Below are 25,980 nucleotides of genomic sequence, written 5' to 3' on the forward strand. Positions count from 1 at the left end.
GTGTCCTCAGTCCTCCGTGCTTGCTGCGTCGAGATGGGCCTTGGCGGCCAGCTCGAGGTGGGTGAGGTCGGAGGCGACGCTCGCGAAGGTGAACCCCTGCTGGAAGCGCTGCGCCGCGATCGTCCCCGCCGCGGTGTGGATGCCAGCCGCGACGCCAGCGGTCGCGGCCGCGTCCGCGACAGCGGCCAGGGCCTCGTCGAACTCGGCCTGGATAGCCGGATCGCCCGGGAAGGCCCCGCCCACGGCCAGGGAGAGGTCCGACGGCCCGACGTAGACGCCGTCGAGGCCCGGGGTCGCGCAGATATCCTTGACGTTCGCGAGCCCTTCGGGCGTCTCGATCATGGCGAACACGAGCGTCGAGGCATTGGCCTCCGCGGGGATCGGGCCGACGCGCAGCGCCGAGCGCATCGGACCGTAGGAGCGGCGCCCCAGCGGCGGGTACTTGGCTGCCGCGACGGCGGCCGCGGCCTGCTCGGCAGTGTCGACGAGAGGGACGATGACGCCGGCAGCGCCTGCGTCGAGCGCCCGGCCGATCGAGGTCGGGTTGTTGTCGTCGACCCTGACGAGGCCTACGGCGCGCTGGCCGGCGTCGATGGCCATGAGCCCGTGCAGCACGCCAGAGTAGCCGAGCAGGCCGTGCTGGGCGTCGAGGGCGACGTAGTCGTAGCCGAGCAGGGCGATCCGCTCCGTGGCAACTGGAGCGTCGAGGACACACCAGTAGCCGACGGCGCGCTCCCGCGCGCGGATCTTCCTCGCGAACTCGAGGACCTGGGGGGAGGATGTCATGTCTGTTCCACTCTCGATTGTTGCGGATAGTCCAGGATCAGCGGTTGTAGGCCGGCATGGGGCCGCGCAGCATGGCGCCGACCCTATCGCACGCCTCGATGACGTCGGCCGGAAGGGGACCGCGGGCGACGGCCGCGATGTTGGACCGGAGCTGCTCGACCTTCGAGCCTCCGAGGAGTACCGAGCCGACGCCGCCGTGATGGGCCAGCCAGCGCAGCGAGAGCTCGACGAGGGAGATGCCGGCGCCGTCCGCGATGCCGGTGAGCGACTGCACGGCCTCGAACAGCCGCGGATCCCAATACCGCTCCGTGTACATCGCCGCGAGCCGCGAGTCGCCGAAGCGGCCTTCCGTCGGCTTGGCCTCAAAGCTGTGCCTGCCAGTGAGGAGTCCTCCGCCGAGCGGGTTGTAGACCATCGTGTGAATCCGGTGCACGCGGGCGAACTCGAGGTACTCCTCCTCGACCCGGCGGGCCAGGAGGTTGTAGAGCTGCTGCGCGACGACGGGACGGGGCGCACCGACGCGGTCCGCGACATGGATGAGGTCGGCGATCTGCCATGCGGCAAAGTTCGAGACCCCGAGGGCCTTGATCTTGCCCTCGGCCGCAAGCTCCGCCACGGCACCGAGGGTCTCCTCGAGAGGGGCGGAACGGTCGGGCTGGTGGAGGTAGAAGAGGTCGACGCTCTCGACGTCGAGGCGCTTGAGGCTGCCCTCGACGGAGCGGCGCAGACCAACCGCCGAGAGCGGCGAGTGGCTTCCGTGGTCCGGATGAGGCATGCCGGCCTTCGTCGCCAGGAAGACCTCGTCCCTCCTGCCCTTGAGCAGGCGGGAGAGGATTTCCTCGGTCGCACCGCCGGCGTAGCCGTTGGCGGTGTCGACCGCCGTGATGCCGGCATCGAGGGCTTCGTCGAACATGCGGCGGGCGGTGGCCTCGTCGGCAGTGTCCCCGAACGTCATCGTGCCGAGGACAAGCTTCGAGATGGGCAGTTCCCCTGCAGGAACCGTGGACGGGAGGTCGCTCATGAGTTCTTCCTGTCGATGAATGGTGGTCGAAAGGGGAAACCTGCGCGTTCTGCGCGATGTGCGCAATCCCGTGAAGTTCCGCTCGGACCGGAATCGTCTTCGATTGCCTCAACTATTCCATTCCTGCGCGAATTGAGCAATAGAACTAGCGCGTTTCGCGCAATCATGTCATGCTTGCTGGTGACACAGGTCTCACGGACCACCAGGAAGCCATCAGGACGGAGAAGCGACATGCCACTCGTGCTTGTTCTGGCGGACGACTTCTCGGGCGCAGCCGAGGTCGGCCAGCAGTTCGCGGCCCACGGCCTCGCCGCGCAGATCACGCTCACGACGGCGCACGCCCACCACGGCGGTTCCCCCACACCAGGCGCCGAAGTCGCCGTCGTCGACACCCACTCCCGCGGGCTTGCCGCACCGGCTGCGGCCGAAGCTGTACAGACCGCGCTGGAGGAGACAGACACGGCGCGCGAGGCGCTCGTGTTCAAGAAGACCGACTCGCTCTGGCGCGGGAACATCGGCGCAGAGATCGCGGCCCTGACGGGACTGGGCTACCACGTCGTCCTGGCCGGCGCGCTACCCGCGCTGGAGAGAACAGTCGTAGGAGCGAGGCCTCTGGCCGGGGACCGGCCACTGCGCGCTTCGGGCCTCTGGGCAGCCGAGTCGATCCTTCCGCCCGAGGACCTGCACGAGCTCTTCGCGGCGGACACCGAACTTCGCTTCGTGGGACTCGACGACGTCCGCTCGGCAGATCTCGCCGGACGGCTCGCGAGGAGCCTGAGCGGCAGCACGCCAGCGGTCGTCGTCGTCGACGGCGAGACCGACGCCGACGTTGCCGCCGTGGTCGAGGCCCTCGCCCCCCTCGGATTCCTTGTGGGCGGCCACCCGGTAGCCCTCGCGGGGACGGGGCAGCTCGGCGGGCACCTCGCCCGACACCTCGCGCACGGATCCGCGCCGACCACGCACTCCCCCGCCGATCCGGCTCTCCCCGCCGGTCCCTCGTTCCCGCCCGGATCGGCGCCGCACCACCGCCCGGTGCTCGCCGTCGTCGGTTCCGCCTCCCCCACGGCACGGCGCCAGCTGGACCACCTCGCCGCGGAGGGATTCCACGTCGTCGCCATCGGCCCGGCGCCGGAGGACCAGTCCCTTGCGGCGTCGAGGATCAGGACGGCATTGGACCGGGGCCATCCGGTCGCGGTGACGGTCGCCGACGGGGCCGTAGATCCCGCGATTTCCGCCGTCCTGGTCACGCACCTCGCTGGCATTGCCAGCGAGAGCCTGCAGGGCCTGCAGGCGGACCTCATCCTCACCGGGGGCGAGACCGCGCGCGAGGTCCTGGACGCCCTCGGCATCACCTCACTGGTGCCTCGCGAGGCCGTCCAGCACGGCGCCGTCGTCAGCACCGCCGACGACGGGCGGCTCGTCGCCACGAAGCCCGGCAGCTTCGGCGATCCGCTCGTGCTCGTCCAGCTCTATCGATCGATCCAGGCTTTCTATTCCATCCCCCGTGCCAGCACCCCAGCACACTGACCGACCCGAAGAACCCCCAGAGACAACGGAGATCTGCATGTCCACCGAATACGACGACCGGCCCTTCATCGCCGTCACCATGGGCGACGGCGCCGGAATCGGCCCCGAAGTCACCGTCGGCGCACTGGTCCACCCGAGCGCCTATGCCGACAGTCGCCCCGTGGTGGTCGGAGACGCCCACCGCCTGCGCCTCGCTGCCGAAGCTCTCGGTCTCGCAGCCGAGGTAGTCACGGTCGAGGGCGTCGAGGACGCCGTCTTCGCCCCCGGTCGTGTCAACGTCATCGACCCCGGCCTCCTGCCCGAGAACCTCGCGTGGGGCGAGGAATCGGCGGAGGCAGGCAACGCGGCGTACCACTATGTCAGGATCGCGTGCGAGCTGGCCTCGGCCGGCCGGGTCCAGGGCATCTGCACCGCCCCACTGAACAAGTCCGCCCTCCACAGGGCCGGGCACATCTACCCGGGTCACACCGAACTGCTCGCGCACTTCATGGGCGTTGAGGAGGTTTCGATGATGCTCTCGACCCCCAAGGTCAAGGTCATCCACGTCACGACGCACATCGGCCTCATCGACGCAATCCGCAAGATCGAGCCGGGCCTCGTTGAGCGCACCGTCCGCCGGGGCGACGAGGCCATGAAGCGGGCAGGCGTGGCCCAGCCGAGGATCGGGGTCTGCGCCATCAACCCGCATGCTGGGGAGAACGGCCTCTTCGGCTATGGCGAGGAGGCAGAGAAGATCACACCAGCCATCGAGCGGCTCCAAGCAGACGGGATCGATGCCCGCGGCCCACTCCCCGCGGACACGGCCTTCTTCCTCGCGGGCCGCGGCGACTACGACCTCATCGTTGCCATGTACCACGATCAGGGGCACGGCCCGGTCAAGGTCCTGGGCATCGAAGCCGGCGTCAACATCACGGTTGGTCTGCCCGTGATCCGCACCTCAGTCGATCACGGCACTGCATTCGACATTGCCGGCAAGGGCATCGCGGATGTCCGCAGCATGATCGAAGCCCTCCGACAGGCCGCCGAGATGTCCCCGCGCCTGGCCCTCCAGCAGTAGACCTCCCACCCGCATCTAGCTACAACGGAGTAGAAGGAACCACCATGTCCAACGTCATGAGCCCCACCCCGCAGGAGCGCACCAAGTGGGTCCGCCGGGCCATCCTCGCCGGCGTCATCGGCACCACCATCGAGTGGTACGACTTCGTGCTCTTCGGCACGGCGTCAGCCCTCGTGTTCAATACGCTCTTCTTCCCCCAGTTCGACCCGCTCATCGGCACAGCTGCCGCCCTCACCACCACCGCCATCGGCTACTTCTTCCGTCCGCTCGGAGGATTCGTGTTCGGAGCCCTCGGCGACAGGATCGGCCGCAAGAATGTGCTAGCGGCGACCCTCGTCCTCATGGGCCTCTCCACCGCCCTCATCGGGCTGCTTCCCACCTACGCCCAGGCGGGCATCTGGGCTCCGATCCTCATGCTCGTCCTCCGCATCCTGCAGGGGATCGGGGCGGGCGCTGAGTTCGGCGGCGCCCAGGTCATGGTCTCTGAGCACGCGAGCAAGAAGCGCCAAGGCCTCCTCACCAGCCTCCCCGGCGCGGGCCTGGCCCTCGGCATCATGCTCGGCACCTCCTTCTACTCCCTCCTCGACTTCATGCCCAAGGACGAGTTCATGGCCTGGGGCTGGCGCCTTCCCTTCCTCGCCAGCGTGATCGGCATCGTGGTCGGCCTGCTCATCCGGATGCGTGTCATGGAGTCCCCGGAGTACTTGGCCGTCACCCGGACCAAGGAGAAGCCCAAGAGCCCGGTCAGGGAAGTCTTCGCCTCCTATAAGCGCAACTGGTTCGTGGCGATGTTCGCCTGCTTCGCGGAGAACGCAACCACCAACCTCGTCAAGACATTCGTCCTGGCGTACGCGGCAACCTTCCTCCACCTCGACAAGAGCGTCGGGCTCAACGGCCTCTTCGTCGCCTCGCTCGTGAGCCTCTTCACCTACCCCCTGTTCGGATGGCTCGGCGACCGCCTCGGCATCGGACGGGTCTACATCGGCTCGGCGATCGCCGTCGCGCTGTTCATCTTCCCGATGTTCTGGATGATCGACACCAAGTCGGTCCCGACCGTCATCGTCGCGATCGTCATCATCTACGCGATCGCAGTGCGCGGCATGTCCGCCACTCAGGGCGCCTATCTGGCCAACCTCTTCCCGGCACGGATCCGCTTCACCGGCCTTGCCTCGTCCCGCGAAGTCGGCAGCGCGATCTCGGGCGGCCTCGGTCCGGTCCTGGCCACCCTCCTGCTGGCGGCAACCCACTCGTACTGGCCCGTGGCCATCTACATGATCAGCCAGGCCGCCATCACCATCGCGGCCGTCTGGATCGGCCCGAGCAAGCGCACGCCGATCGACGTTGACGTCGAAGAGGAAGCCCAGCCCGCGCCACGCGCCCTGCGGGCTTCCTAAGCGCTGCAGGCTAACCACGCATCCCGCGGACGGGCAGAAGGCCGTCCGCGGGATGCGTGCTGGCGTCGGCAGATCCGGGCTCACCCCGGCGTCGGCAGCACCTCTCGCGCGACCTCGAGCACGTACGGCAGCACCCGCGAGGGATTCGACGGCGACCACGCGAGCCCGTGCTGCAGGTACGCCTGCGGTCCGGCAATAGGGACGTAGACCGCGCCGTGCGGGAGGATGTCGCTCATCCCCTCGCTCACGAGGCTCACGCCCATGCCGGCCGCGACGAACGTCAGGATCATGAACGGGTCGCCGATCTCCTGGACTACCCGCGGCCGGAAGCCCACCGCGACGCAGGCCGCCGTCGCCGTCCGCTCGAGGTCCGAGCCGCCGCCGGAGGGCATCATGATGAAGTCCTCGTCCCGCAGCTCAGTCAGCTCCAGCGTGGCCCGCTGGGCGAGCGGGTGGTCCACGGGCACGACGGCGCCGAGCGGCTCCCGCGCGATCAGCCGGGACTCGAGGGGGGACGGATCAAGCGGGAGCCCCACGAAGGCCACGTCGAGCGTTCCGCGCATGAGCTGCGCGACGGCGTCGCCCGTCACCACGCGCCCCTCGAGCGAGAGCACCACGTCCGGGTACGCCCGCCGCAGCGCTCGGGTGAGCCGCGGCAGCGTGCGGTGGTTGATCGCGCCTGTGAAGCTCACAGTCAGATGCCCGTACACCGTTCCGACCGAAGCGTGCGCGGCCTGCCGCGCAACCTCGACCTCCTCGAGCGCGCGGTATGCGTGCGGGAGCAGCGACCGCCCGGCGGCCGTGAGGGAAACGCTGCGCGTACTGCGGTCGAAGAGCGGGACGCCGATGTCCTTCTCGAGCTTGCGGATCGTCTGGCTCAACGGCGACTGCGCCACGTGCAGGCGGGACGCCGCCCGCCCGAAGTGCAGTTCCTCCGCGACGGCGACGAACGACTCGAGCCACCTGATCTCCACGCGCCCATTCAAGCACCCGGAGGCGGGGCCAGCCTCAGGACCAGCCTCCGGCCCGGCCTCCGGGCGCACTCTGTAGGGTGGACGGCGTGACCGCGACGAAGGACTCCGACCAGCAGACAGGCGCCGGCAGCATCCCCGACCCGGTCCTGAGGTCGATCGGCTTCCTCTCCTTCTTCGACCGCTTCGCCACTCCCCCGATGCTCGTGGTCCTGGCCAACCGCACCGATCTCACGCTCGCCGACGCCGTGGGCCTCGTGGCGTCCTACTCGCTCCTCTATGCGCTCGGGCAGCCGCTGTGGGGGTTCATCAGCGACCGGTTCGGCCGCGTGACAGTGCTCCGCACGGCACTCGTGGGGCTGCTGCTGGCCGCCATCGCCAGCACCCTGTTCAGCGCGCACGTGCCACTGCTCATCGCGAGGTCGGCGGCCGGGCTCATGGCCGGGTGCCTCTACCCCACGCTCCTGACCATCATCGGCGACACGCGCACGGGCATCGAACGCGCCCGCGGACTCTCCGACCTGCAGATCTATTCGGCGCTCGGCACCACGGTCGCGACCCTCGCCGCGGGCGCTCTCGCGGCGTTCACGGACTGGCGGGTGGTGTTCGGGCTTCCCGCGCTCGGGTGCCTCGCGCTGCTGCTCTTCCTCCGGCGGGCGCACGACGGCGCCGCTCACCGCCGCGGGCGCGTTGACGTCCGCGCTGCCTTCTCGGGCGCAGCACTCGGCGTCTATGGGGTGGCGATCCTCGAGGGCGCCGTGCTCATGGGCATCCTGACCTACTTCGTTCCGGCCCTCCAGCACGCCAACGTGCCGATCGCCGTCGCGGGACTCCTCGCGTCGGGGTACGGGGTGGGCGTGATCGTGGGGGCGCGGCTCATGCGGCGTCTGGTGCAGCGGTTCACGCGGACGCAGCTCATGGGGATCGGCGGGGTGGTGCTGCTGGTCGGGTATGTGGCGTCGTCGATCTCGCAGAACCCGGCGACGATCACTGTCACCGCCGTCCTCGTGGGTGCTTCGAACGCGGTGCTGCACTCATCGGTGCAGGGCTGGGCCACCGAGGTCGCGCCGAAGGCCCGTGCTACGGCGGTCTCGCTGTTCGCGTGCTCGCTCTTCTTGGGCAGCTCGGCGGGCACGTTCCTCACGGCGGGGCTCGCCGGCAATGGGGAGTACGGCGCCATCTTCCTCCTCGGCCTCGTAGCGACGGCGTTGCTCACGGCGGTCGTGACGCTCGGGCACGCGACGTGGGAACGGCGCCGGGTGTCGTGAAGGGCGGCGTGCGTCGTGAAGGGCGCTGCGCGGGGCGCCGCGGGCGGCGGCTCACGGTGTTCGCGTTCCTCACGAACGGTAGTTTCCTGACGTTCACCCCGGGCTGGCTATGATCAGCTGTTGACCGCGACTGGACCACACGTGGGCCGCTTGCGGTCAATCCATGTCCAGCGCCCGCACGCGGCCACGACGTGACCAAGAGTGGCCCGATCTGGGTCGTCATTGGCCACCTGTGACCACAATGTGGCCGCTGGAATGCACGGGTATTGAGCAGATGCCCGTCGAACGATGAGAGGAGATGCATATGGCCAGTCCCCGAGAAGGGACGGGTGCGCCGGTGAAACCGCAGCCCCACCGTTTCCGGGTGAGCGTCCCGGCGGCCGACGAGGCCGTCGTGGCGTGGATGGAGCTGCAGGACAATCCGTCATTGTCGGTGAGGATGCTGATCCGCGAGAGCATCGAGCGCCTCGGCTACATCGACGTCGTCAACCGCCCTGTGGCACAGCTCCCGGGGGGAGTCCGTTCTGGGGGCTCCTCCCCTGAGGACACCGCGGGTTCTCCTGCCCGGGGGTCAGCTGCAGCCCAACCCAGGAAGGCCCCCGACCAGAGGCCATGGCCAGCGCAGGAGGCCGAGCCGGCGCGCGAGTCCCGTTCCGAACCTGAGCCGCCTTCTGCAGGACCGATGGACATCAACGACATCTTCGCGATGACGCGGTAAGCCCGCGCAGCGCAAGCAACACAGTCTCCACCGAATTTCACCGAAGGGAATCATCCACGTGACCATCTCAATCAATCTCACCGGCGGGATCGACGTCGGCAACGGCTATGTCAAGGGAATCATCCGCGGGGAGCGCGCTTCCGGCGCGGCGAGGATCGACGAGATCGATCTGCCCAGCGCCGTCGCGCTCGTCACCAGGTCCAACGCGCTTCCGGACGCCGACCACGAGGCCATGGCCAAGCTGGATGGCGACTTCTACAACGAACTCGATGTGAGCTTCGACTCGCCTCTGGTCGGGGACAAGTACCGGCGCCTCTTCGGTACCCGGGCGCTGAGCGCCCAGGGCGCCTTCGACGAATTCGACGTCGTGGGCCGCCGCAGCAAGGCCGCGCAGGAGCTGAGCAAGGTCCTCGTCATGGGCGCCTTCGCGGCGAAAGCGCTTCGGGACTACGTCCGCGAGCACCGTGCGCTCCCGCCGGCCGATGAGACGCTCAGCGTGCAGGGTCGCGTCGCCCTGGCCCTTCCGATCAACGAGTACCTCACCCACCGCACGAGCTACGCGACAGAGTTCACGACCGGCACGCACACGGTCACGGTGCACAACTTCGACACTCCGGTCTCGGTCAAGCTCCACTTCGTCGACGTGCAGGTCATCCCCGAGGGTGCCTCGGCGCAGTACGCGATCACTGCCAAGGGTGAACCGCTCATGGACGCGATGCTGAAGGACCTCCGCCGCAGGGGCGTGGCGCTCGAGGGCATCACCTCCGCGGACGTCCTGGCCGCCCAGCACACGGTTGGCATTGACATCGGCGAGGGCACCGTGAACTTCCCGGTCTTCACCGCGGGCAGGTTCAACGCCGATGCCTCCACCACGTACGGCAAGGGCTACGGTTCGGTGCTCACGGACGCCCTCAAGGCGATGGACGACCGCGGCTTCGTCTCGGGCTTCACGTCCCGCAAGCAGCTCGCCGAGTACCTCCAGGCCGGTCCGTCACCGCTGAAGCGCAACTTCTACGAGAAGGTCGCGCGCTTTGTGGAGGAGGAGATGATCTTCTTCTCCAAGGAGGTCACGGAGCAGTTCGGCCGCGTGCTCGCCGTCGTCGGCGCGACCACGGAGGTCGCCTACGTCTACGGCGGCGGATCCGGTCCGGTGAAGACCTTCCTGTACCCGGCGCTGCTGGCCAAGGCCACCGAGATGAACTCGGACGATGCCTTCCCGACCCTGTACCTGGATTCCTCCTACTCGCGTCACCTGAACCGCGAGGGGCTCTACATCGCGGCCGAGGCCGTCGAGCGCAATGCGGGCGCCGCTCCCGCGCAGGCCTTGCGCGGGAAGCGCAGCGCCCAGAGCGCCTCGGAGGGCAAGGAGCTCGCCGAGGCGGCCGTATAGCCTCTCCGGCCGGCCCTTCCATGCCGACCCGTCCACACAGGGGCCCTTCCCGCGCAGCGCGGGGAGGGCCCCTGGCGTCCGGCCTCGGGCGGCCGGCACCAGCGAACGGTGCTCATCACGGTGACGCGCTGGGCACTCGGCGAGGGATCGGCGTCGTGCTTCTGCGTGGCCGGCACACTCGAGGTGCGCCTGAACTCCGGGGAGACGGCCACCATCACTGCCGACGACTCGTACACGATCCCGCCCGGGCACGACGCCCACGTGGTCGGCGATGAGAAGTTCGTTGGCCTCGAGTTCCTCAGCGCCGCGAGCTACGCGAAGGGCGACTGAGAGCTAGGCGACGGGCGATTGGGCGGCCCGGTCGATCTTCCGGTGGAAGTGCATTCCTGCCACCCCGCCGAGCACGGCGCCGACGAGCGCGATGAGCGCGGCGACGATCAGGACGATGATCCCGCCAGTCGTCAACGTGCCTTCGTCGACCGGGATCCGCGGGAAGCTGTTGAGGCTTGAGAGGACGTTGAACTGTGTTCCGGCCACCGCAACGAGGACCGCGAGGATGATCGCGATGATCACGGCCCACAGCCACACCGCGATGCCCTGCCGCGCCCCGTCGAAGCGCGCCATCCGTCCGGCCACGTACCCGCCGCAGTAGTAGGCGGCGAAGAGGATCACGGCCACCGCAATGGCCCCGACGATCCCCACCGTCGGTCCCTCATTGGCCAGCTTGGCGGGGTCGGTCTGGGTGCCGATCGCGACTCCGGCGCCTGCGGCACTGATCAATGCGGTCAGGACCACAGACATGCCCGTGGCGGTCAGCCATCCGAAGAACGCCGAGCCGGGCTTCACACCACCGAAGCGCCTCCTCTGCTCGGCCACGGAAGCCCTGCCATCGCCCTCGTAACGCTCGGCGCCCTCGTAGCGCTCGGCGTCCCCCTCGTAGCGCTCACGGTCTCCGTAGCGCTCGCTCTCCTCGTAGTGGCTGTCCGGGCTGCGTTCTGCGTGGCTCACTTGGTTCGCCTTCCTCTGATGGCTGATGTGATGTAGCGGCAGCAGTCGTCACGCGCCCCTGCTGTAGGGACTACGGTGCTCTTTCCCACACAGGGCGCACTCAATCAACATCGGAGTGCCTCTCTGGTTTGACTTCGAGCGAACTGCCGCGGAAGCGTAGGCCTCATGCCTTCCGCGAAGCTGTTCACCCCCGTCGATATCCGGGACGTCCAGATCAGGAACCGACTGTGGGTCTCGCCCATGTGCCAGTACTCCGTCGAGGAGTGGGATGGCGTGCCGACAGACTGGCACCTGGCCCACCTCGGCTCCCTCGCGCGGGGCGGGGCAGGCCTCGTCATGACGGAGGCGAGCGCCGTGAGCCCCGAGGGTCGGATCACCAACTGGGATACGGGCATCTGGAACGACTCCCAGGCCCAAGCGTGGCGGCGGATCGTCGACTTCATCCACGGCCAGGGCGCCACTGCGGCCGTCCAGCTCGCCCACGCTGGCCGGAAGGCCTCGACGTACCGGGAGTGGAGCGGCCACGGCACCCAGTCAGTCGAGGACGGCGGCTGGCAGACCGTGGCGCCGTCCGCCGTCGCCTTCGACGGCTACGCCGAACCCCGAGAGCTCACCCAGGAGGAGATCCGCGGCGTCGTCGCGGACTTCGCGGCCGCCGCCCGCCGCGCCCTCGGCGCCGGCTTCGACGCGCTCGAGATCCACGGCGCGCACGGATACCTCGTGCACCAGTTCCTCTCCCCGCTCTCCAACCTCCGCACGGATGAGTACGGCGGGAGCCTCGAGAACCGCGCACGGCTGCTCCTCGAGATCGTGCGGGCAGTGCGGGCGGAGGCGGGCGACGCCGTTCCCCTCCTCGTGCGCCTCTCTGCCACCGATTGGGTCGACGGCGGGTGGAACCTCGACGACACGATCACGGTCGCGGGGTGGGCAGCAGCCGAGGGCGCGGACTGGTTCGACCTCTCCTCGGGCGGCCTCGTGGCCCGCGCGAGCATCCCCGTCAAGCCGCTCTACCAGGTGGGGTTTGCCACCGCAGTGCGCGCCGGAACCGGGAAGCCCGTGAACGCCGTCGGCCTCATCACGAAGCCCGAGGAGGCCGCGCAGATCGTGGACAACGGCGAAGCGGACGCGGTCATGGTGGCGCGCGAGTTCCTCCGCGATCCGCACTTTGCCCTCCGCGCCGCCCACGAGCTGGGCGTGGAGCTCGACAGCTGGCCGCCGCAGTACACGCGCGCGAAGTGGCGCGACGAGGCTTAATGTCCCACTGAATGGGATATCCCGCCCTCGGGTGGCGTGGGTCACGCGAGACTGGGCTGGACCCACCCAGTCCCTCACCGAGGAGGACCCCTTGCCTGTTTTTGCCGTGACCTACGAGTACACCGATGACGCTGCCGGCCGCGACGAGCACCGCCCCGAGCACGTCGCGTTCCTCTCGGGCCAGCACGAGGCTGGCCGCCTCGTCGTCTCCGGCCCGACCAGCAACGGCGCGGGCGCGCTCCTGGTCTTCGCGGGCGAATCCGCGGACGACGTCGCGGCCCTCCTCGACGCCGACCCGTTCCGCCGGGAGGGGCTCATCGCGCGCCGCACGATCACGCCGTGGAAGCCGTTCTTCGGCGCCGAACGGCTGACGGTCCAGAGTGAGCCCAAGCCGGCCGGGGCCGCGCGATGAGAGTGGCCCGCACCGTCTCCAAGGAGACCATCCGCTACGACGAGGCGCCGATCCCGGCGCCCGAGCCGGGGCGCGCCGTCGTGCGTGTGCGCAGCGTGACGCTGTGCGGCACCGACGTCCACATCTGGGAGGACGACTACGCGACGCCGCTGCCCATGGTCCAGGGCCACGAGTTCTCCGCGACGATCGCCGCCCTGCACCCCGACGACGAGGGCGGGGCGTTCGCAGTGGGCGACCACGTCGCGGTCTCCCCGTACGCCGCGTGCGGCCGGTGCTACGCGTGCTCGATCGGACGGCCCAACGCCTGCGGGAGCATGAGCGTGTACGGCTGCTACGAGGACGACGGCGCGCTGGCCGAGTTCATGCTCGTCCCGCTCGACCGCACCCGCAGGCTGCCCGAGGGCCTGCCGGTGGACCTCGCGCCACTGTGGGAACCCGTTTCGATTTCGCTCCAGGCCGTCCGCCGCGGCCGGGCCGAGGCCGGCGAGCGCGTGCTCGTGAGCGGCGCGGGGCCCATCGGCCTGTTCGCGCTGCTCGCCCTGCGCGAGCTGGGCTGCAGCGTGGTGGTGGTGGACACGGACCGCGAGCGGCTCGCGATCGCCGCGGGACTCGGCGCGGAAGCGACGCTGGCCGTCGCGCCGAGCTTCCCCGACGCGGCGCAGCGACACCTCATCGACGAGTGGACCGACGGGCAGGGCCCCTCGCTCGTCATCGATGCGACCGGCGCGCCGGCCTCGCTGCGCACGGCGGTGGACCTCGTCGCCCCGGCCGGGCGGGTCGTGGCGGTGGGGATCAGCGACCGCGAGCTCGTGCTGTCCATGCGCTCGCTCCCGGTCAAGGAGATCGACCTCCTCGGCTCACGCAACTCCCAGCACATGGACGAGGCGCTGGACCTCCTGGCCCGCAACCAGGAGGCGTGCCGCGCCCTCATCACCCACCGCTTCGGCTTCGACGAGCTCGACGCCGCGTTCCGCCTGCTTCGCGACCGCACCCAGCGGGTGGGCAAGATCGCGATCGACATCTCCGCACCCTCACCCGACGAGCCCTCGCTCGCGGCAGCCCTGGGAGAATCCGCATGAGCGCGCACACGTTCCTCACCCCGGTGCCAGACCTCGGCCTGCGCTACGACCTCGCCGTCATGGGCTCCGGCGCCGCGGGGCTCGTCGCCGCATGCCGGGCAGCGGCGGCGGGGCTGCGCGTCGTCGTGCTCGAGAAGGCCACGCACCTCGGCGGGACGAGCGCGGCGGGCGGGGGCGTCATCTGGGCCCCCGACAACCCGCTCATGGAGCCGGGCTCCGATTCCCGTGAGTGCGCCGCCGCGTACCTGCGGGCGGCAACGGACGGTGCGATGGACGAGGAGGAGATCGGCCGGTACCTGCGCGCGTCGCGCGAGGCCGTCGACTTCCTCGACCGCGAGACCCACGTGCGGCTCACCCCGCTGGACCGTCCGGACTACCACATGGAGTGGCCCGGGGCCGTGGCGGGCGGGCGCAGCCTCGACAACGATCCGTTCGACCCCGCGCTCTTCACCGGCATCCCCGGCCTTTCCGAGGCGCTCCGGCCGCCCACGTACCTGCCGCTCATCTCGATGCACGAGCGGGACCATCTCCACGGCGCCGCTCCGGACCCCGCGCTGCTGGCCGGGCGCGCGGCCGCCGGGGTGCGCACGATGGGCGGCGCGCTCGTCGGCGCCCTGGTCGCGACCGCCGTCGAGCGCGGTGTGCACCTCGCGGTGTCGGCGCCGGTGGTGGGGCTCTCGCCCTTGGAGGAGGGCGTGCACGACGGCGACCGCTGGCTCGTGCGCATCGGCGACGGTTCCCCGTCATCGGCAACTCCGGCCGCCGCGCGGGCCGCCGCTTCGCTGACCGCCGGCGCGGTGCTCATCGCCTCGGGCGGGTTCGAGCGCAACGCCGAGCTCGCGGCGTCGCTCCTCAAGTTCGCGACCACGGCGATCGGCGCGCCGTCCAACACGGGCGACGGACTGCTGCTCGGGCTGCGCGCGGGTGCGATGGTGAGCCAGACGGGCGCGATCTGGGGCGTGCCGGTGATCGCGCCGGAAGGCTGGGAGTATGACGGCGCACCGACCGGGCGCATGGGCAACGTCGAGATGACGCTGCCGGGATCGATCACGGTCAACGCGGCCGGGAAGCGGTTCGTGAACGAGGCGATGAACTACCACGACCTCTCACGGGTGTTCGCGAACATCGACCCGGAGACGTCACGGCCTGCCAACAACCCCGCGTGGCTCGTCTTCGACGCCGGCTACCGGGCGCGGTACCCCGTGGCGGGCAGCCCTGCCGGGACCGTGCCCGCCTGGATGCACCGGGCCGCGACGCTCGCCGAACTGGCCGGGGAGATCGGTGTGGACCCCGGGGCACTCGCGGCGACGGTCCGGAGGTTCAACGCGGACGCGCGCGCCGGAGTGGATTCGGAGTTCGGCCGCGGGTCAACGGAACAGGACCGGCACCTGGGGGACCCGGCCATCGCGCCCAACCCGTGCCTGGCGCCGCTCGAGGCCGGGCCGTTCTTCGCGGTGCGCATCCACGCCGGGGCGCTCGGCACGGCCGGCGGCCTGGAGACGGACCTAGACGGGCGCGTCCTGACCCCAGCCGGCGAGCCGATCCCGGGCCTGTACGCGGCGGGCAACTGCTCGGCGACGGTGTTCAAGGACGCGTACCCGGGCGGCGGGGCCACGCTGGGCTCCGCGGTGGCGAAGGCCTTCGCGGCGGCTGGGCACGTGGTGCAGGCGCGCGCGAGCGTCCCCGCCTGACTCCGCAGGCCCTTCGGACTGTGTGCCAGATTGCGGTACCCCCGCCAGCGCGCTGGCTACGGTGAGGACACCACCAAGCATAGGAGCAGCCATGAAAGCCATCTGGAACGGGACCGTCATCGCCGAATCGGACGACACCGTGGTCGTGGAAGGCAACCACTACTTCCCCAAGGAGTCGCTCCGCGATGAGTACTTCACCCCGGCCCGGAAGCACACCGTGTGCCCCTGGAAGGGACTCGCGAGCTACTACACCGTCACCGCTGGCGGCAGGGAGAACCGGAACGCGGCCTGGTACTACCCCCGGCCGCTCCCGGGCGCCACTCAGGTGGCCGACAGGGTTGCCTTCTGGCATGGGGTGACCGTCGAGGCCTGACGGCCACCGCCACGGGGCATCTAGGACGCGGGGCCAGTCCTCTGGCCCCGCAGCCACGCCCGCTCCCCATACGGCCGCCGCTCGGCGCCCATCGCCCGGGACAGGCCCCGGCCTGCGGCGACGAGGACCGGCAGGACGAGCTCCGGCCGGTCCTCCGCGAGGGGCATGACCACGGAGATCGCCCCGATCACGGCGTTGCCCGGCCCGAACACCGGCACGGCATAGCCCACGTTCTCCTCGACGAGCACACCCGCGAGTCGGGCATAGCCGGTGTGCCGCACCTCGGCGAGCGTCGCGCGGAGGTGCGGCGCGGCGTCGTGCGTCCCCTCACCCGAGTGCCCCTCGCGCACGACGGCGAGTGCCCGCTCCCGCGCGGGAGGCGCCTCGTGAGCGAGGATCGCGAGCCCCGGCGACGTCTCGGTGAGGCTCAGCCTGGCTGCGACCTCGCCGAGGTTCCTGACCGCGTTGCCGTGCTGCTCGAGCCGCTCGACGTACAGGACGGTGCCGCTCTCGACGTCAGCGACCGCGAGCGAGACGTGCTGGCGCACGGCCGCGTGGATCCCCTCGAGGAACGGCAGCCCGCGTCGGCGGAAGTCCTCGAGGGGGTTGGAGCGCGCGGCGAGCTCCCACATCCGCGCCCCGACCGAGAAGCGGCCGTCCTCGGCGCGCGCGAGGAGGCCCTCGGCGGCGAGGCCGGTCGCGAGGCGGTGCGCGGTCGACGTCGAGAGCCCTGCCGCGCGGGCCAGCTCGGCCGGGGTGAGCACCGGGTGTTCACGGGTGAACGCCTCGAGGATGCGCGCGACGCGGTGGATCACGGAGTCGCCCGTGGAGCTGTTGGCCATGGCCTCGAGCCTAGGCTCTGTGAGGGCGCGCCCTCCCCACCGCCCTCTCCCCCGACAGCGCCACGCGGACGTTGCCCGCGAGGTGGACGAGGGTCCCGACCACGAGGAAGGCCGCGAGCACCTCGGCACCCGTGACCAGCACGGCACCCCACCCGCCGAACCTCGGATTGAGGAAGTCGTAGGGGTACCAGCCGTCGAGGGCGCCGCGCACCCACGAGAAGGCCAGGAAGACGACCGGGTAGGCGAGCCAGGCGAGGGGCCTCCACCACGGGCCGCGGACGGTCCGCGTGACCAGGAGCCAGTCGAGGCCCGCGACAACCGGGGCGATGCGATGGGTGACCATCCACGGCCAGTACAGGTTCAGTGTCCACCACGGCTCACCGGGCGGTGCCACGAGCACTGCGTAGATGATGCCCGTCATCACCAGGTAGAACGCGAGGGCCCCGGACAGGTGGTCCCACCACCGGGGAAGCTGCGCCCGCCGCCGCACGGCGGAGACGAGGAACATGAGCCCGAGGACGAGGTTCGAGTGGAACGTGAACTGGGAGAAGAGCTGCGGGATGTCGACCGAGTTGCCGGGCTGCGTCGCGTCGTAGGTCTCCTGGGCGAGGGCGGCCAGCATTGCGAGTCCCGTCGCCGCGCGGATCAGACGGATCCAAGGGCGGTCCGGATGGAGGGCGTCATTGAGGCCGTGGTTGCGCTGGGTTGGGGAATTCAACGTCGACATGCCGCTCATGCGACCAGTGTCGGCTGCGCTCCCGTCATCCCCCAGAGTCGAAGGTCCGACTCTCACGTCGCGCTGGGTCCGGACCGAACACGCAGCTCCTGCAGAGCGAACTCCCACTTCCTGCATGGCCCAGCGAAAGGTCAATGACAGGTTCGGGCGCGACTCTGGAATGGACGGTGCGGCGAAGTCCGCCGAGCCGCTCATCGACAGGAGAACACATGAAGGTCACCCAGCGCATCGGCTACGCAGCCGCCTCGGCCGCCGCCGTGGCCGCCCTCATCGGCGGGGGTGCCGCCGTGGCCAACGCCGCGACGACGCCGAGCCCCTCGGCGACGTCGGGCGGCTCGAGCAGCGGTTCGAGCTCCACCCACGGCCCCGGCGGCCAGCACACCGCGGCCTCTGCGGACGAGACCTCGAAGGTCACCGCGGCCGTCAAGGCCAAGGACGCCAACGCCAACGTCACCAAGGTCGAGAAGGATGCCGACGGCTCGTTCGACGCCACCGCCACCTCCAACGGCTCGACCGTCCGCTACGAGGTCAGCGCCGACTACGCGACCGTCACGCAGAACACCCACGCCGGCCACGGCATGGGCGGCGGGCAGCGCACGCCGCTCTCCAGCGACGAGCTCTCGAAGGTCACGGCAGCCGTCAAGGCCAAGGACGCCAACGCGACGGTCAAGGACTCGTGGAAGGACTCGGACGGCTCGTTCGACGTCGTCGCCACGTCCGGCAGCACCACCACGAAGTACGACGTCAGCGCCGACTACAAGACGGTCACCGCCGACACGAACTTCGGCATGGGCGGCCACCGGATGCACGACGGCGCGAACTCGGGTTCCGCGTCCGGCAGTGCCTCGAGCGGGACGACCCAGGGCTGACGGCACGTTCCATCAGCCACTCCACGCGGCCCCGCCGCCCCAGGACCTGGACTCAGGCTCCGGTGGCGGCGGGGCCGCCTCCATGTCTGTCCCCGGCCGGCGCGTCGGGGAGCATGAGGGTGAACGACGTCGTCGGGCCCGGATCGAGGACAAGGTGCCCGCCCAAGGCTTCCGAGAGCTCAGAGGCGAGCGCCAGACCGATTCCCTCACCCCCGGGCGAGGGCTTCTGGGGCGACCTCTCGAACAGGCTGCGCTGCTTCGGGCGGTCCCCTTCGTCGGCGACGCGGACCCGGACGTAGCCGGGAGCGCGGGCTGCGGAGAGCGTGATTTGTCCTTTGCCGTGACGGAGGGCGTTGTGGAGGAGGACGTCCAGGATCTGACTCGACGGCGCCGGTACGCTCACGTGCTCGTCGACGCTGGCGGTTCGGATTGAGCGGCCCGCCGCAGAAGCCTCATGGTGCCAGCGCGTGACGGCGTCGGCCAGCATCGGCCCGAGGGGCACCCTTGTCGAAGCGCCGGGAACGGCACCCCGCGAAAGCTCGAGAAGGTCCTGGATGGCGGCGGTCAGCCGGTCGATCTCTGCGAGCGCCCGGCCGAGCTGCTCCGCCACGGCGGGTGGGGTCTCGGGCCACAGGCTCAGGTCCTCGAGCTCGAGCCGGAGGGCCGTGATCGGGGTGCGGAGCTGGTGGCTCGCATTCGCGGCAAACTCGTGGCCGCGCCGGATCCGCTCGCGCAGCTCGCGGTCGCTCTCTTCGAGAGCCGTGGCGATGGACTGTGCTTCCGAGATGGCGTAGGAGCGGTCGAGGTGCAGCTCGAGGCGTCCCTCGCCCAGTGCCCGCGCAGCAGCAGCGAGCCGGACGAAGGGCGCGGAGATGACGCGGGCAAGGATCAGCGCCGCGAGCACGGAGGCCGCGAGGAGGGCCACGCCGAGGCCGGTGACCGGCCCTACTGCGCGCTGGACGCTCGCGGCCACGGCGCTCTCCGACCTCGTCACCGTGACCGTTCCGCCACCCGGAACGGCATGGGTCGCGGCCGCATCCCGTTCCCCATCGGCCATGCCGGCCGAGACGACCTGCCCGTCCGGACGCGTATAGTCGATGCGCTCGTTCGAGTCCCCCAGCAGCGGCCGGAGGTTCTCCGCTGTCACAGCGCCCCGCCCCTCGTACTCGCCGAGGACGACGGCGACGAGTCCCGCCTCGGTCGCGACATGCGACCGCTCGCCGCTTCGGACCAGATCCGCGACGATGAAGGCCCGCAGGCCGCCGTACAGGGCGATGATGCATACCGCGAGCACGACGAAGACGAGGACGAGCCGTCTACGCATCGTCCGCTTGCTCGTCGAGTCGGAATCCGACGCCCCTGATGGTGGTCACGCGGGCACGGGCCGCTGCGGCGTCGAGCTTCTGACGCAGCCGCGCGACCCTGACGTCGAGTGTCTTGGTCGAGCCGAACCAGTTCTCGTCCCAGACCTGGTCGATGAGGCGCTCGCGCGTCACGACCGCGCCCCGGTGCTCGTGCAGGACCACAAGGAGGTCGAACTCCTTGGCGCTGAGCGGGATCTCAGTGGCCCCGACGTGCACGCGCCGCGACGCGACGTCGACCTCGAGACCGCCCTCGGCCGCGGCCGCCCCGGGGCCCAGGCGCACGGCGGGCTCCACGGGATCCGAGGGAGCGCTGCGGCGGAGGATCGCACGGATCCGCGCGAGCAGCTCGGCAAGGCCGAACGGCTTGGCCATGTAGTCGTCCGCACCGACGTCGAGGCCCACGACCCGGTCGAGTTCCCCGCTGCGCGCGGTGAGCACGATGATCCCGCCCGCGAAACCCTGTTCGCGGGCCCTCCGGCACACATCCAGCCCGTCCATGTCGGGCAGGCCCAGATCGAGGATCACAAGGTCCCTGTTGCCGGCCAGAAGCCGCCCGAGCGCTGCGGCACCGTCGGCGACCCGCTCGACGTCGTACTCTTCCCGCTCGAGGGTGCGGACCAGCGGCAGGGCGATGCCGTCGTCGTCTTCCACCAGAAGGATCCGGCCGGGCATGTCCTCGATCATACCGAGGCGCCGCCTTTCTCCTCCGAAAGCCCGTGGCCCAGATGCCCCACACCCTCCGTCCGGCGGCACCGCGGACCGGCGGGACCCGGCGCCCCCCATAATCACGCGCCGGGTCCCTCGTCGCGGCCGTCCGCTGCCAGACGGATCTGACACTTCAACGGTACGGACCCCTCGGCAACGGGTGATCGTCGCGCAGGGAACAGCCGGGCAACGCCTCGTCAACAGTTCAGCGGATCAGGTGCCCCTTCGGCGGCGGGGCCGTCGACGCGCGCACCACGAGCGAGGGTTCGAACGTCTCGACCATCGGCTCGCGCATCGGGTCCTCAGAGCGCACGACGGCGATCTCCGTCGCCCGCCGCCCGAGATCCGCGGCGTGCAGATCGACGGTCGTCAGGTCGACGCCCGGCGGCTTCGTGGCGGAGGTGTTGTCGTAGCCGACCACGGAGATGTCCTCGGGCACGCGCAGACGGTGCGCGTGGACGGCGTCGAGGACGCCGAGGGCCGTCTGGTCGTTGTGGGTGAAGATCGCGGTGGGCTGCTCGCGGTCTGGGGCAGCGGGTCCCAGAAGCGGCATCACGAGGTCGAAGGCCGCCTGCCTCGCGTAGTCGCAGGTGAGCACCCAGGGCTCGAGGCCGGCGTCGGACATGGACCTGAGGTATCCCTCCCGACGCCCGCCGTAGCCGTCTGTGGGTGGGGTCGCAAGATGAAGGATCCGGCGGTGCCCGAGACGCACGAGGTGTTCGACGGCGAGCGTCGCGCCCAGGACGTTGTCCGAGGCGACCGCGTCGAACCCGGGAACCACCCGTGCCACGCTCACGAGGGCGAGCCGGCCGCGGTACTCGGCCAGCTCGGCGTCGGGCAGGAGAAGGCCACCGGCGACGACGGCACTCACGCGGGCCCGCACGAGCGAGTCAAGCGCGGGGCGGTCCAATGACCCGCCGATCGACCCGACGGTGAGCACGAGCTCCCGCCCGGCGGTCCGCGCAGCCTCGCGCATGCCGTCGAACATGTCGGCGAACACCTCGTTGTGCAGGTCGAGCAGGAACACACCAAGCGTGTCGTCGCTCTTGCTCGCGAGCCGCGACGCGGCCCGATTCGGCTGGTAGCCCATCCGCCGTGCGGTCTCGAGGATCCTCGTCCGCGTCGTGGCGCTCACCCCGTACGCATCCCTGAACGCGAGCGAGACGAGCGCGGGCGAGACTCCCGCCTCCCGCGCGACGTCGGCCATGGTCACCGTCACCACGGATCCTCCTCTCTGGCTTCCCTACAGGCAGGCTAGCCGATCCTTCATGCCCTTGACACAACATTCTAGAGCGCTCTAGATTGTGAGCACCACCACATCTAAAGCGCTCTAGATTTCTTCTTTAGCCACCACCATAAGCGAGGACTCGATGAAGAGTTGGAAGACCATTGGCGCGGCAGGCGCCGCAGCACTCGCCCTGGCGCTCAGCGCCTGCGGCACAGGAGGGAACCCGAGCCAGGCTGCCGGTGCCACCGGACAGGCCGCGGCGGGCGCCCAGCGCGACCTGAGCTACGCGGTCGTGATCCACGGCAATCCGGACGGCGACTTCTGGAACGTCGTCAAGCGCGGCGCGGAGGATGCTGGCAAGCAGTACGGCGTCAACGTCACCGTCACGGGCGACGTCGAGGGATCCAAGCAGGCCCAGCTGATCGAAGCCGCCCTCGCGAAGAACCCCGCGGGGCTCGTCGTCTCGCTCGCGAACCCGGACGCCCTGACGTCGGCCCTGGGCAACGCGAAGTCCAAAAACGTCCCGTTCGTGACCATCAACTCCGGCGCGGAGGTCTCCGCAAAGCTCGGGGCCCTCGAGCACGTCGGCCAGACCGAGACCGCCGCTGGCAAGGGTGCCGGCCAGAAGCTCGCGGCCTCGGGCGGCAAGAAGCTCCTGTGCATCATCCACGAGGCCGGCAATATCGGCCTCGAGCAGCGCTGCCAGGGCGCCGCTGAGGCGTTCGGCGGGCAGGTCGAGAAGCTCCAGGTGGACCTCAACAACCCCCAGGGCATCCAAGCGACCGTCAAGTCCAAGCTCCTCGGCGATTCCTCCTTCGACTCGGTGCTCGCGCTCAACCCGACCGTCGCCGTCTCGACCCTCGCGGGCATGAAGGACGCCGGCAGCAAGGCCACTCTCGGCTCGTTCGACATCAACTCGGACGTGCTCAACGACATCAAGGCGGGCTCGATCGCCTTCACGGTGGACCAGCAGCAGTACCTCCAGGGCTACCTCCCGATCGCCTTCCTCGTGCTCAACCACGACAACCTCAACACCGTCGGCGGCGGCCAGCCGGTCCTCACCGGTCCGGCCTTCATCACCAAGGACAACGTCGCCACCGTGTCCGACCTCGTCTCCAAGGGGACCCGATGACCATGGCCCAGAACCTGAGTCCTACCACCGCAGGGAGCGGTTCCGCTTCCGCTCCCGCTCCGGTCCCCGGTGCAACGCACAACGCCGACGATCGCCTCGTGCGGGTGGGCCGCGCCCGCAGGCTGTTCATGTCCGCCGAGTTCGGCTCGGCAGCGGCCGCGGTCATCGTCTTCATCGGCTTCTCGGTCCTCGCCCCGGCGTTCGCGTCCCCGGCAGGTGTCGGCAACTTCCTGGACCCTGCCGCGACGCTCGGCATCATGGCCGTCGCGGTGGCCCTGCTCATGATCGGCGGCGAGTTCGACCTCTCCGCGGGCGTCATGACGGGTTCGACGGCGCTCGTCACGGCCCTCGTAACCACCCAGCTGAACACGAACGTGTGGTTCGGGATGATCGCCTCGCTCGTGTTCGCGGTGGTGATCGGGCTCCTCAACGGCATCCTCGTGCACAGGACCAAGCTCCCGAGCTTCATCATCACGCTCGGCACGATGTTCATGCTCTGGGGCCTCAACTACGCAGTCACGTCCAACCTGACCCATCAGGTCACCGTGTCAGGGCTGGCCAAGTACACCGGCTTCGAGGCCGCCCAGGCAGTCTTCGGCTCCTCGGTCGGCGGTTTCCAGATCTCGCTCGTCTGGTGGATCGTCCTCACGGTCGTCGGAATCGTGCTGCTGACCCGCACCAGGATCGGCAACTGGATCGCCGCCGTCGGCGGCAACGCGACGGGTGCCCTCGCCGTCGGCGTCCCCGTCGCGAAGGTCCGGATCGGGCTCTTCGTGGGGACCGCCGTCGCGGCGTGGCTCGTCGGCCAGCTCACGGTGGTGCGGTACGCCTCCGCGACAGTGACCACGGGAATCGGCGCGGAGTTCAACTTCATCATCGCCGCCGTGATCGGCGGGTGCCTCCTCACCGGCGGCGCCGGCTCAGTCCTGGGCGCCTCGATAGGCGCCCTCATCTTCGGCATGGTGCAGCAGGGCATGCCCCTCGCCGGCCTCCCGAGCGAACTGTTCAAGTTCTTCCTCGGCGCGATCCTCCTCGTCGCCGTCTTCATCAACCTGTACCTCAAGAAGAAGTCCCAGGCGGTCCGGTCATGACCACGAACAGCACAACCCCGATCCTCGAAGTCAAGAGCATCAGCAAGAGCTTCGGCCATGTCCGCGCCCTCCAGGACGTCTCGTGCGCCGTGCGGGCAGGAGAGGTCACGGCGGTCCTGGGCGACAACGGCGCCGGCAAGTCGACCTTCATCAAGACCCTCTCGGGCGTCCATGCCCCGGACTCGGGCAGCTTCCTCGTCGACGGCGAAGAGACCCGGTTCGCCTCCCCGCGCGACGCGCTCGCCCGCGGCATAGCGACCGTCTACCAGGACCTCGCCCTTGCACCGCTCATGCCGATCTGGCGCAACTTCTTCCTCGGCTCGGAGCCCACCCGCAAGGGTTTTCTGACCCCGCACCAGAGCAAGGACATCGTGGTCGAGGAGCTCGGCAAGATGGGCATCTCGATCCGCGACCCCGAGCAGCCCGTGGGCACCCTCTCAGGCGGCGAGCGCCAGTGCGTAGCGATCGCCCGTGCCGTGTACTTCGGCGCCCGCGTCCTCATCCTGGACGAGCCGACGGCCGCGCTGGGAGTCCGGCAGTCCGGCGTCGTGCTCAAGTACATCATCCAGGCCCGCGAGCGCGGCCTGGGCGTCATCTTCATCACCCACAACCCCAACCACGCCTACCCGGTGAGCGACCACTTCGTCCTGCTCCAGCGCGGCCGCACGATCGGTGACTACTCCAAGGACGAGATCACGATCGCCGACCTCGCCCAGCAGATGTCCGGGGGTGCGGAGCTCGAGGCCCTCCAGCACGAGCTCCACACCGTCCTGAGCTAGACCCCGTACCCCAGAGAAGGAGAAGAACCATGACTGCAACCTCCCGAACCGTTGTCCGGATCGGCATCATAGGCGCCGGCATGGCCGGTCAGGCCCACGCATTCGGCTACCGCAATGCGATGATGGCCACCGACCTCGCAGACGTCGACGTCGTCCTCCACACGATCGCCGACCCGAACCTCGCGCTCGCCGAGACAGTGGCCCACCGCTACGGCTTCGCCCACGCGACGGCGGACATCGACGCGCTCCTGGCCGACCCCGAGGTCGACGCCATCAGCGTCGCCCTGCCGAACCATCTCCACAAGGACGTGCTTCCCCGCGTCATCGCCTCAGGCAAGCACCTCTTCGCGGAGAAGCCCATCGGACGGACCCCGGCCGAGGCCGAGCACCTCGCCGAGCTCGCGGAGGGCTCGGCTGCGGTGACCGGCGTCGGATTCTCGTTCCGGCGCCTCCCCGGGCTCGCCGCCGTCGCCCAGGCGGTCCGCGCCGGCGCGATCGGCGAGGTCCACACCGTCCGCGCCTGGTACAACGCCGACTACGCCGCAGATCCGGCCGGAGCCCTCTCGTGGCGCTACTCCCAGGAGCTCTCCGGCGGCGGCGCACTCCTGGACATCGGCGCGCATGCGATCGACGCCGCGCAGTTCGTCGCGGGGCAGGTCACGCGCGTGCTCTCCTCAACCCTGCGCACGGTCATCGCCGAGCGCCCGCTCCCCGCGGCTGGCGCGATCGGCCACGGCGGCTCGACGTCGGTCGAGCACGGGCCCGTGACCAACGATGACATCGCCCTCCTCACGACCCAGTTCGAGAACGGCGCTGTCGGCCAGATCACGCTCTCCCGCATCGCCCACGGAGTGCCCAACTCGCTCGGCGTCGAGGTCTTCGGCTCCGCTGGCAGCATCTCGTTCGACTCGATCAGCGCCGGCGAGTTCCACCTGTTCGAGGCCTCCCTGTCCCAGCCCGGGGCAAGTGCTGCCGGCCGCGGCTTCAACGGCGCCCGCCGGGTCATCACGGGCCCCGATCACCCATACTTCACCGACGTCGCCGCCATGCCCGGCGCGGGCGTCGGCACCGGGTATGCCGAGGCGTTCACCGCCGAGATCCAGGAGTTCCTGCGCTGCGTGCGCGACCACCGGCCGATGGACACCGACTTCGCGACCGCCGTGCGCATGATGGCTGTGGTCGGGGCCGCGCTCGACGCCGCCGCGTCGGGTGCCGCGGTCGACGTCGGCTCCCGCGCTCGATTCTCCACCACCGCCGCCGCGCAGCCGGCCTGAGCCGCAACCAG

General features: G+C 70.0%; 26 protein-coding genes. 17 read left to right on the forward strand and 9 right to left on the reverse strand.

Going from position 1 to position 25,980, the window contains the following annotated elements:
* Positions 1 to 6: 6 nt before the first annotated feature.
* The gene (locus tag RBS60_RS04335) at positions 7 to 786 is read right to left on the reverse strand and encodes an aldolase/citrate lyase family protein (RefSeq protein ID WP_307956295.1); all 780 of its coding nucleotides are present in this window, start codon (positions 784 to 786) and stop codon (positions 7 to 9) included.
* Between the two features lie 37 nt (positions 787 to 823).
* Positions 824 to 1,807, reverse strand: a complete 984-nt coding sequence (locus RBS60_RS04340) for an aldo/keto reductase (RefSeq protein WP_307956296.1) — start codon at positions 1,805 to 1,807, stop codon at positions 824 to 826.
* Positions 1,808 to 2,038: 231 nt separating this feature from the next.
* Here RBS60_RS04340 and RBS60_RS04345 point away from each other — a divergent pair, with 231 nt between their 5' ends.
* The 3 genes from RBS60_RS04345 to RBS60_RS04355 are packed head-to-tail and all read left to right on the forward strand — an operon-like array spanning position 2,039 to position 5,785.
* Positions 2,039 to 3,334, forward strand: a complete 1,296-nt coding sequence (locus RBS60_RS04345) for a four-carbon acid sugar kinase family protein (RefSeq protein WP_307956297.1) — start codon at positions 2,039 to 2,041, stop codon at positions 3,332 to 3,334.
* 37 nt (positions 3,335 to 3,371) lie between these two features.
* Positions 3,372 to 4,391 carry a 4-hydroxythreonine-4-phosphate dehydrogenase PdxA gene (pdxA, locus tag RBS60_RS04350; protein ID WP_307956298.1) on the forward strand — a complete coding sequence of 340 codons (1,020 nt, stop codon included), beginning with the start codon at positions 3,372 to 3,374 and terminating at the stop codon, positions 4,389 to 4,391.
* A gap of 44 nt (positions 4,392 to 4,435) precedes the next feature.
* On the forward strand, positions 4,436 to 5,785 hold the full coding sequence (locus RBS60_RS04355; protein ID WP_307956299.1) for an MFS transporter: 1,350 nt from the start codon (positions 4,436 to 4,438) through the stop codon (positions 5,783 to 5,785).
* Positions 5,786 to 5,865: 80 nt separating this feature from the next.
* Here RBS60_RS04355 and RBS60_RS04360 read toward each other — a convergent pair whose 3' ends face one another.
* The gene (locus RBS60_RS04360; protein WP_307956300.1) at positions 5,866 to 6,759 is read right to left on the reverse strand and encodes a LysR family transcriptional regulator; all 894 of its coding nucleotides are present in this window, start codon (positions 6,757 to 6,759) and stop codon (positions 5,866 to 5,868) included.
* Positions 6,760 to 6,845: 86 nt separating this feature from the next.
* Here RBS60_RS04360 and RBS60_RS04365 point away from each other — a divergent pair, with 86 nt between their 5' ends.
* From RBS60_RS04365 to RBS60_RS04380, 4 genes are all read left to right on the forward strand, one after another.
* Entirely contained in the window at positions 6,846 to 8,024 is a 1,179-nt protein-coding gene (locus RBS60_RS04365) for an MFS transporter (protein WP_307956301.1), read from the forward strand.
* Positions 8,025 to 8,388: 364 nt separating this feature from the next.
* Positions 8,389 to 8,742, forward strand: coding sequence for a hypothetical protein (locus tag RBS60_RS04370; RefSeq protein WP_307956302.1), 354 nt, complete (start codon positions 8,389 to 8,391; stop codon positions 8,740 to 8,742).
* Positions 8,743 to 8,800: 58 nt separating this feature from the next.
* Positions 8,801 to 10,132 (forward strand): hypothetical protein, encoded by a 1,332-nt coding sequence (locus tag RBS60_RS04375; RefSeq protein WP_307956303.1) that lies wholly within the window; start codon positions 8,801 to 8,803, stop codon positions 10,130 to 10,132.
* 108 nt (positions 10,133 to 10,240) lie between these two features.
* On the forward strand, positions 10,241 to 10,462 hold the full coding sequence (locus tag RBS60_RS04380) for a hypothetical protein (RefSeq protein ID WP_307956304.1): 222 nt from the start codon (positions 10,241 to 10,243) through the stop codon (positions 10,460 to 10,462).
* Between the two features lie 3 nt (positions 10,463 to 10,465).
* On the opposite strand, the gene RBS60_RS04385 is transcribed toward RBS60_RS04380, so the two are convergent.
* Complete coding sequence (locus RBS60_RS04385) at positions 10,466 to 11,140, reverse strand: hypothetical protein (RefSeq protein WP_307956305.1); 675 nt, start codon at positions 11,138 to 11,140, stop codon at positions 10,466 to 10,468.
* A 165-nt stretch (positions 11,141 to 11,305) separates the two neighbouring features.
* On the opposite strand from RBS60_RS04385, the gene RBS60_RS04390 reads away from it, so the two are divergent.
* The 5 genes from RBS60_RS04390 (at position 11,306) to RBS60_RS04410 (ending at position 15,949) form a co-directional block, all read left to right on the forward strand.
* The gene (locus RBS60_RS04390; protein ID WP_307956306.1) at positions 11,306 to 12,394 is read left to right on the forward strand and encodes an NADH:flavin oxidoreductase/NADH oxidase; all 1,089 of its coding nucleotides are present in this window, start codon (positions 11,306 to 11,308) and stop codon (positions 12,392 to 12,394) included.
* Between the two features lie 91 nt (positions 12,395 to 12,485).
* Positions 12,486 to 12,806: a YciI family protein gene (locus RBS60_RS04395; RefSeq protein ID WP_307956307.1), complete on the forward strand. Its 321-nt coding sequence runs from the start codon at positions 12,486 to 12,488 to the stop codon at positions 12,804 to 12,806.
* A gap of 2 nt (positions 12,807 to 12,808) precedes the next feature.
* The gene (locus RBS60_RS04400; RefSeq protein WP_307956308.1) at positions 12,809 to 13,885 is read left to right on the forward strand and encodes an alcohol dehydrogenase catalytic domain-containing protein; all 1,077 of its coding nucleotides are present in this window, start codon (positions 12,809 to 12,811) and stop codon (positions 13,883 to 13,885) included.
* Positions 13,882 to 15,576 (forward strand): FAD-dependent oxidoreductase, encoded by a 1,695-nt coding sequence (locus tag RBS60_RS04405; protein ID WP_307956309.1) that lies wholly within the window; start codon positions 13,882 to 13,884, stop codon positions 15,574 to 15,576. The genes RBS60_RS04400 and RBS60_RS04405 overlap by 4 nt, the downstream gene beginning before the upstream one ends.
* Before the next feature lie 91 nt (positions 15,577 to 15,667).
* Entirely contained in the window at positions 15,668 to 15,949 is a 282-nt protein-coding gene (locus RBS60_RS04410) for a DUF427 domain-containing protein (RefSeq protein WP_307956310.1), read from the forward strand.
* A 20-nt stretch (positions 15,950 to 15,969) separates the two neighbouring features.
* Here RBS60_RS04410 and RBS60_RS04415 read toward each other — a convergent pair whose 3' ends face one another.
* Both RBS60_RS04415 and RBS60_RS04420 read right to left on the reverse strand, forming a co-directional pair.
* On the reverse strand, positions 15,970 to 16,791 hold the full coding sequence (locus RBS60_RS04415) for an IclR family transcriptional regulator (protein ID WP_307956311.1): 822 nt from the start codon (positions 16,789 to 16,791) through the stop codon (positions 15,970 to 15,972).
* 10 nt (positions 16,792 to 16,801) lie between these two features.
* The gene (locus RBS60_RS04420; RefSeq protein WP_307956312.1) at positions 16,802 to 17,527 is read right to left on the reverse strand and encodes a Pr6Pr family membrane protein; all 726 of its coding nucleotides are present in this window, start codon (positions 17,525 to 17,527) and stop codon (positions 16,802 to 16,804) included.
* Between the two features lie 209 nt (positions 17,528 to 17,736).
* On the opposite strand from RBS60_RS04420, the gene RBS60_RS04425 reads away from it, so the two are divergent.
* Complete coding sequence (locus tag RBS60_RS04425; RefSeq protein ID WP_307956313.1) at positions 17,737 to 18,396, forward strand: hypothetical protein; 660 nt, start codon at positions 17,737 to 17,739, stop codon at positions 18,394 to 18,396.
* A 52-nt stretch (positions 18,397 to 18,448) separates the two neighbouring features.
* Here the strand turns inward: RBS60_RS04425 and RBS60_RS04430 are convergent, their stop codons facing one another.
* From RBS60_RS04430 to RBS60_RS04440, 3 genes are all read right to left on the reverse strand, one after another.
* On the reverse strand, positions 18,449 to 19,720 hold the full coding sequence (locus RBS60_RS04430) for a HAMP domain-containing sensor histidine kinase (protein WP_307956314.1): 1,272 nt from the start codon (positions 19,718 to 19,720) through the stop codon (positions 18,449 to 18,451).
* Positions 19,713 to 20,432 (reverse strand): response regulator transcription factor, encoded by a 720-nt coding sequence (locus tag RBS60_RS04435; protein ID WP_307956315.1) that lies wholly within the window; start codon positions 20,430 to 20,432, stop codon positions 19,713 to 19,715. The genes RBS60_RS04430 and RBS60_RS04435 overlap by 8 nt, the downstream gene beginning before the upstream one ends.
* Positions 20,433 to 20,670: 238 nt before the next feature.
* The gene (locus RBS60_RS04440; protein ID WP_307956316.1) at positions 20,671 to 21,687 is read right to left on the reverse strand and encodes a LacI family DNA-binding transcriptional regulator; all 1,017 of its coding nucleotides are present in this window, start codon (positions 21,685 to 21,687) and stop codon (positions 20,671 to 20,673) included.
* Positions 21,688 to 21,835: 148 nt separating this feature from the next.
* Between RBS60_RS04440 and RBS60_RS04445 the strand changes: the two genes are divergently transcribed.
* Genes RBS60_RS04445 through RBS60_RS04460 form a run of 4 tightly spaced genes read left to right on the forward strand, consistent with a single transcriptional unit; the run spans position 21,836 to position 25,969 of the window.
* Positions 21,836 to 22,825, forward strand: coding sequence for a sugar ABC transporter substrate-binding protein (locus RBS60_RS04445; RefSeq protein ID WP_307956317.1), 990 nt, complete (start codon positions 21,836 to 21,838; stop codon positions 22,823 to 22,825).
* A complete protein-coding gene (locus RBS60_RS04450) occupies positions 22,822 to 23,916 on the forward strand; it encodes an ABC transporter permease (protein WP_307956318.1) in 1,095 nt (364 codons plus the stop codon). The genes RBS60_RS04445 and RBS60_RS04450 overlap by 4 nt, the downstream gene beginning before the upstream one ends.
* The gene (locus RBS60_RS04455) at positions 23,913 to 24,695 is read left to right on the forward strand and encodes an ATP-binding cassette domain-containing protein (RefSeq protein WP_307956319.1); all 783 of its coding nucleotides are present in this window, start codon (positions 23,913 to 23,915) and stop codon (positions 24,693 to 24,695) included. The genes RBS60_RS04450 and RBS60_RS04455 overlap by 4 nt, the downstream gene beginning before the upstream one ends.
* Before the next feature lie 29 nt (positions 24,696 to 24,724).
* Positions 24,725 to 25,969 (forward strand): Gfo/Idh/MocA family oxidoreductase, encoded by a 1,245-nt coding sequence (locus tag RBS60_RS04460; protein WP_307956320.1) that lies wholly within the window; start codon positions 24,725 to 24,727, stop codon positions 25,967 to 25,969.
* Positions 25,970 to 25,980: the final 11 nt, after the last annotated feature.

This window comes from Sinomonas sp. ASV486 (assembly GCF_030908215.1).
Lineage (GTDB): Bacteria > Actinomycetota > Actinomycetes > Actinomycetales > Micrococcaceae > Sinomonas > Sinomonas puerhi.

Bases quoted from the DNA above. Each gene is read 5' to 3' on its own strand.
- RBS60_RS04335 (WP_307956295.1), bottom strand. From the start codon at position 786: ATGACATCCTCCCCCCAGGTCCTCGAGTTCGCGAGGAAGATCCGCGCG.
- RBS60_RS04340 (WP_307956296.1), bottom strand. From the start codon at position 1,807: ATGAGCGACCTCCCGTCCACGGTTCCTGCAGGGGAACTGCCCATCTCG.
- RBS60_RS04345 (WP_307956297.1), top strand. From the start codon at position 2,039: ATGCCACTCGTGCTTGTTCTGGCGGACGACTTCTCGGGCGCAGCCGAG.
- pdxA (WP_307956298.1), top strand. From the start codon at position 3,372: ATGTCCACCGAATACGACGACCGGCCCTTCATCGCCGTCACCATGGGC.
- RBS60_RS04355 (WP_307956299.1), top strand. From the start codon at position 4,436: ATGTCCAACGTCATGAGCCCCACCCCGCAGGAGCGCACCAAGTGGGTC.
- RBS60_RS04390 (WP_307956306.1), top strand. From the start codon at position 11,306: ATGCCTTCCGCGAAGCTGTTCACCCCCGTCGATATCCGGGACGTCCAG.
- RBS60_RS04405 (WP_307956309.1), top strand. From the start codon at position 13,882: ATGAGCGCGCACACGTTCCTCACCCCGGTGCCAGACCTCGGCCTGCGC.
- RBS60_RS04410 (WP_307956310.1), top strand. From the start codon at position 15,668: ATGAAAGCCATCTGGAACGGGACCGTCATCGCCGAATCGGACGACACC.
- RBS60_RS04415 (WP_307956311.1), bottom strand. From the start codon at position 16,791: ATGGCCAACAGCTCCACGGGCGACTCCGTGATCCACCGCGTCGCGCGC.
- RBS60_RS04420 (WP_307956312.1), bottom strand. From the start codon at position 17,527: ATGAGCGGCATGTCGACGTTGAATTCCCCAACCCAGCGCAACCACGGC.
- RBS60_RS04425 (WP_307956313.1), top strand. From the start codon at position 17,737: ATGAAGGTCACCCAGCGCATCGGCTACGCAGCCGCCTCGGCCGCCGCC.
- RBS60_RS04430 (WP_307956314.1), bottom strand. From the start codon at position 19,720: ATGCGTAGACGGCTCGTCCTCGTCTTCGTCGTGCTCGCGGTATGCATC.
- RBS60_RS04435 (WP_307956315.1), bottom strand. From the start codon at position 20,432: ATGCCCGGCCGGATCCTTCTGGTGGAAGACGACGACGGCATCGCCCTG.
- RBS60_RS04445 (WP_307956317.1), top strand. From the start codon at position 21,836: ATGAAGAGTTGGAAGACCATTGGCGCGGCAGGCGCCGCAGCACTCGCC.
- RBS60_RS04450 (WP_307956318.1), top strand. From the start codon at position 22,822: ATGACCATGGCCCAGAACCTGAGTCCTACCACCGCAGGGAGCGGTTCC.
- RBS60_RS04455 (WP_307956319.1), top strand. From the start codon at position 23,913: ATGACCACGAACAGCACAACCCCGATCCTCGAAGTCAAGAGCATCAGC.
- RBS60_RS04460 (WP_307956320.1), top strand. From the start codon at position 24,725: ATGACTGCAACCTCCCGAACCGTTGTCCGGATCGGCATCATAGGCGCC.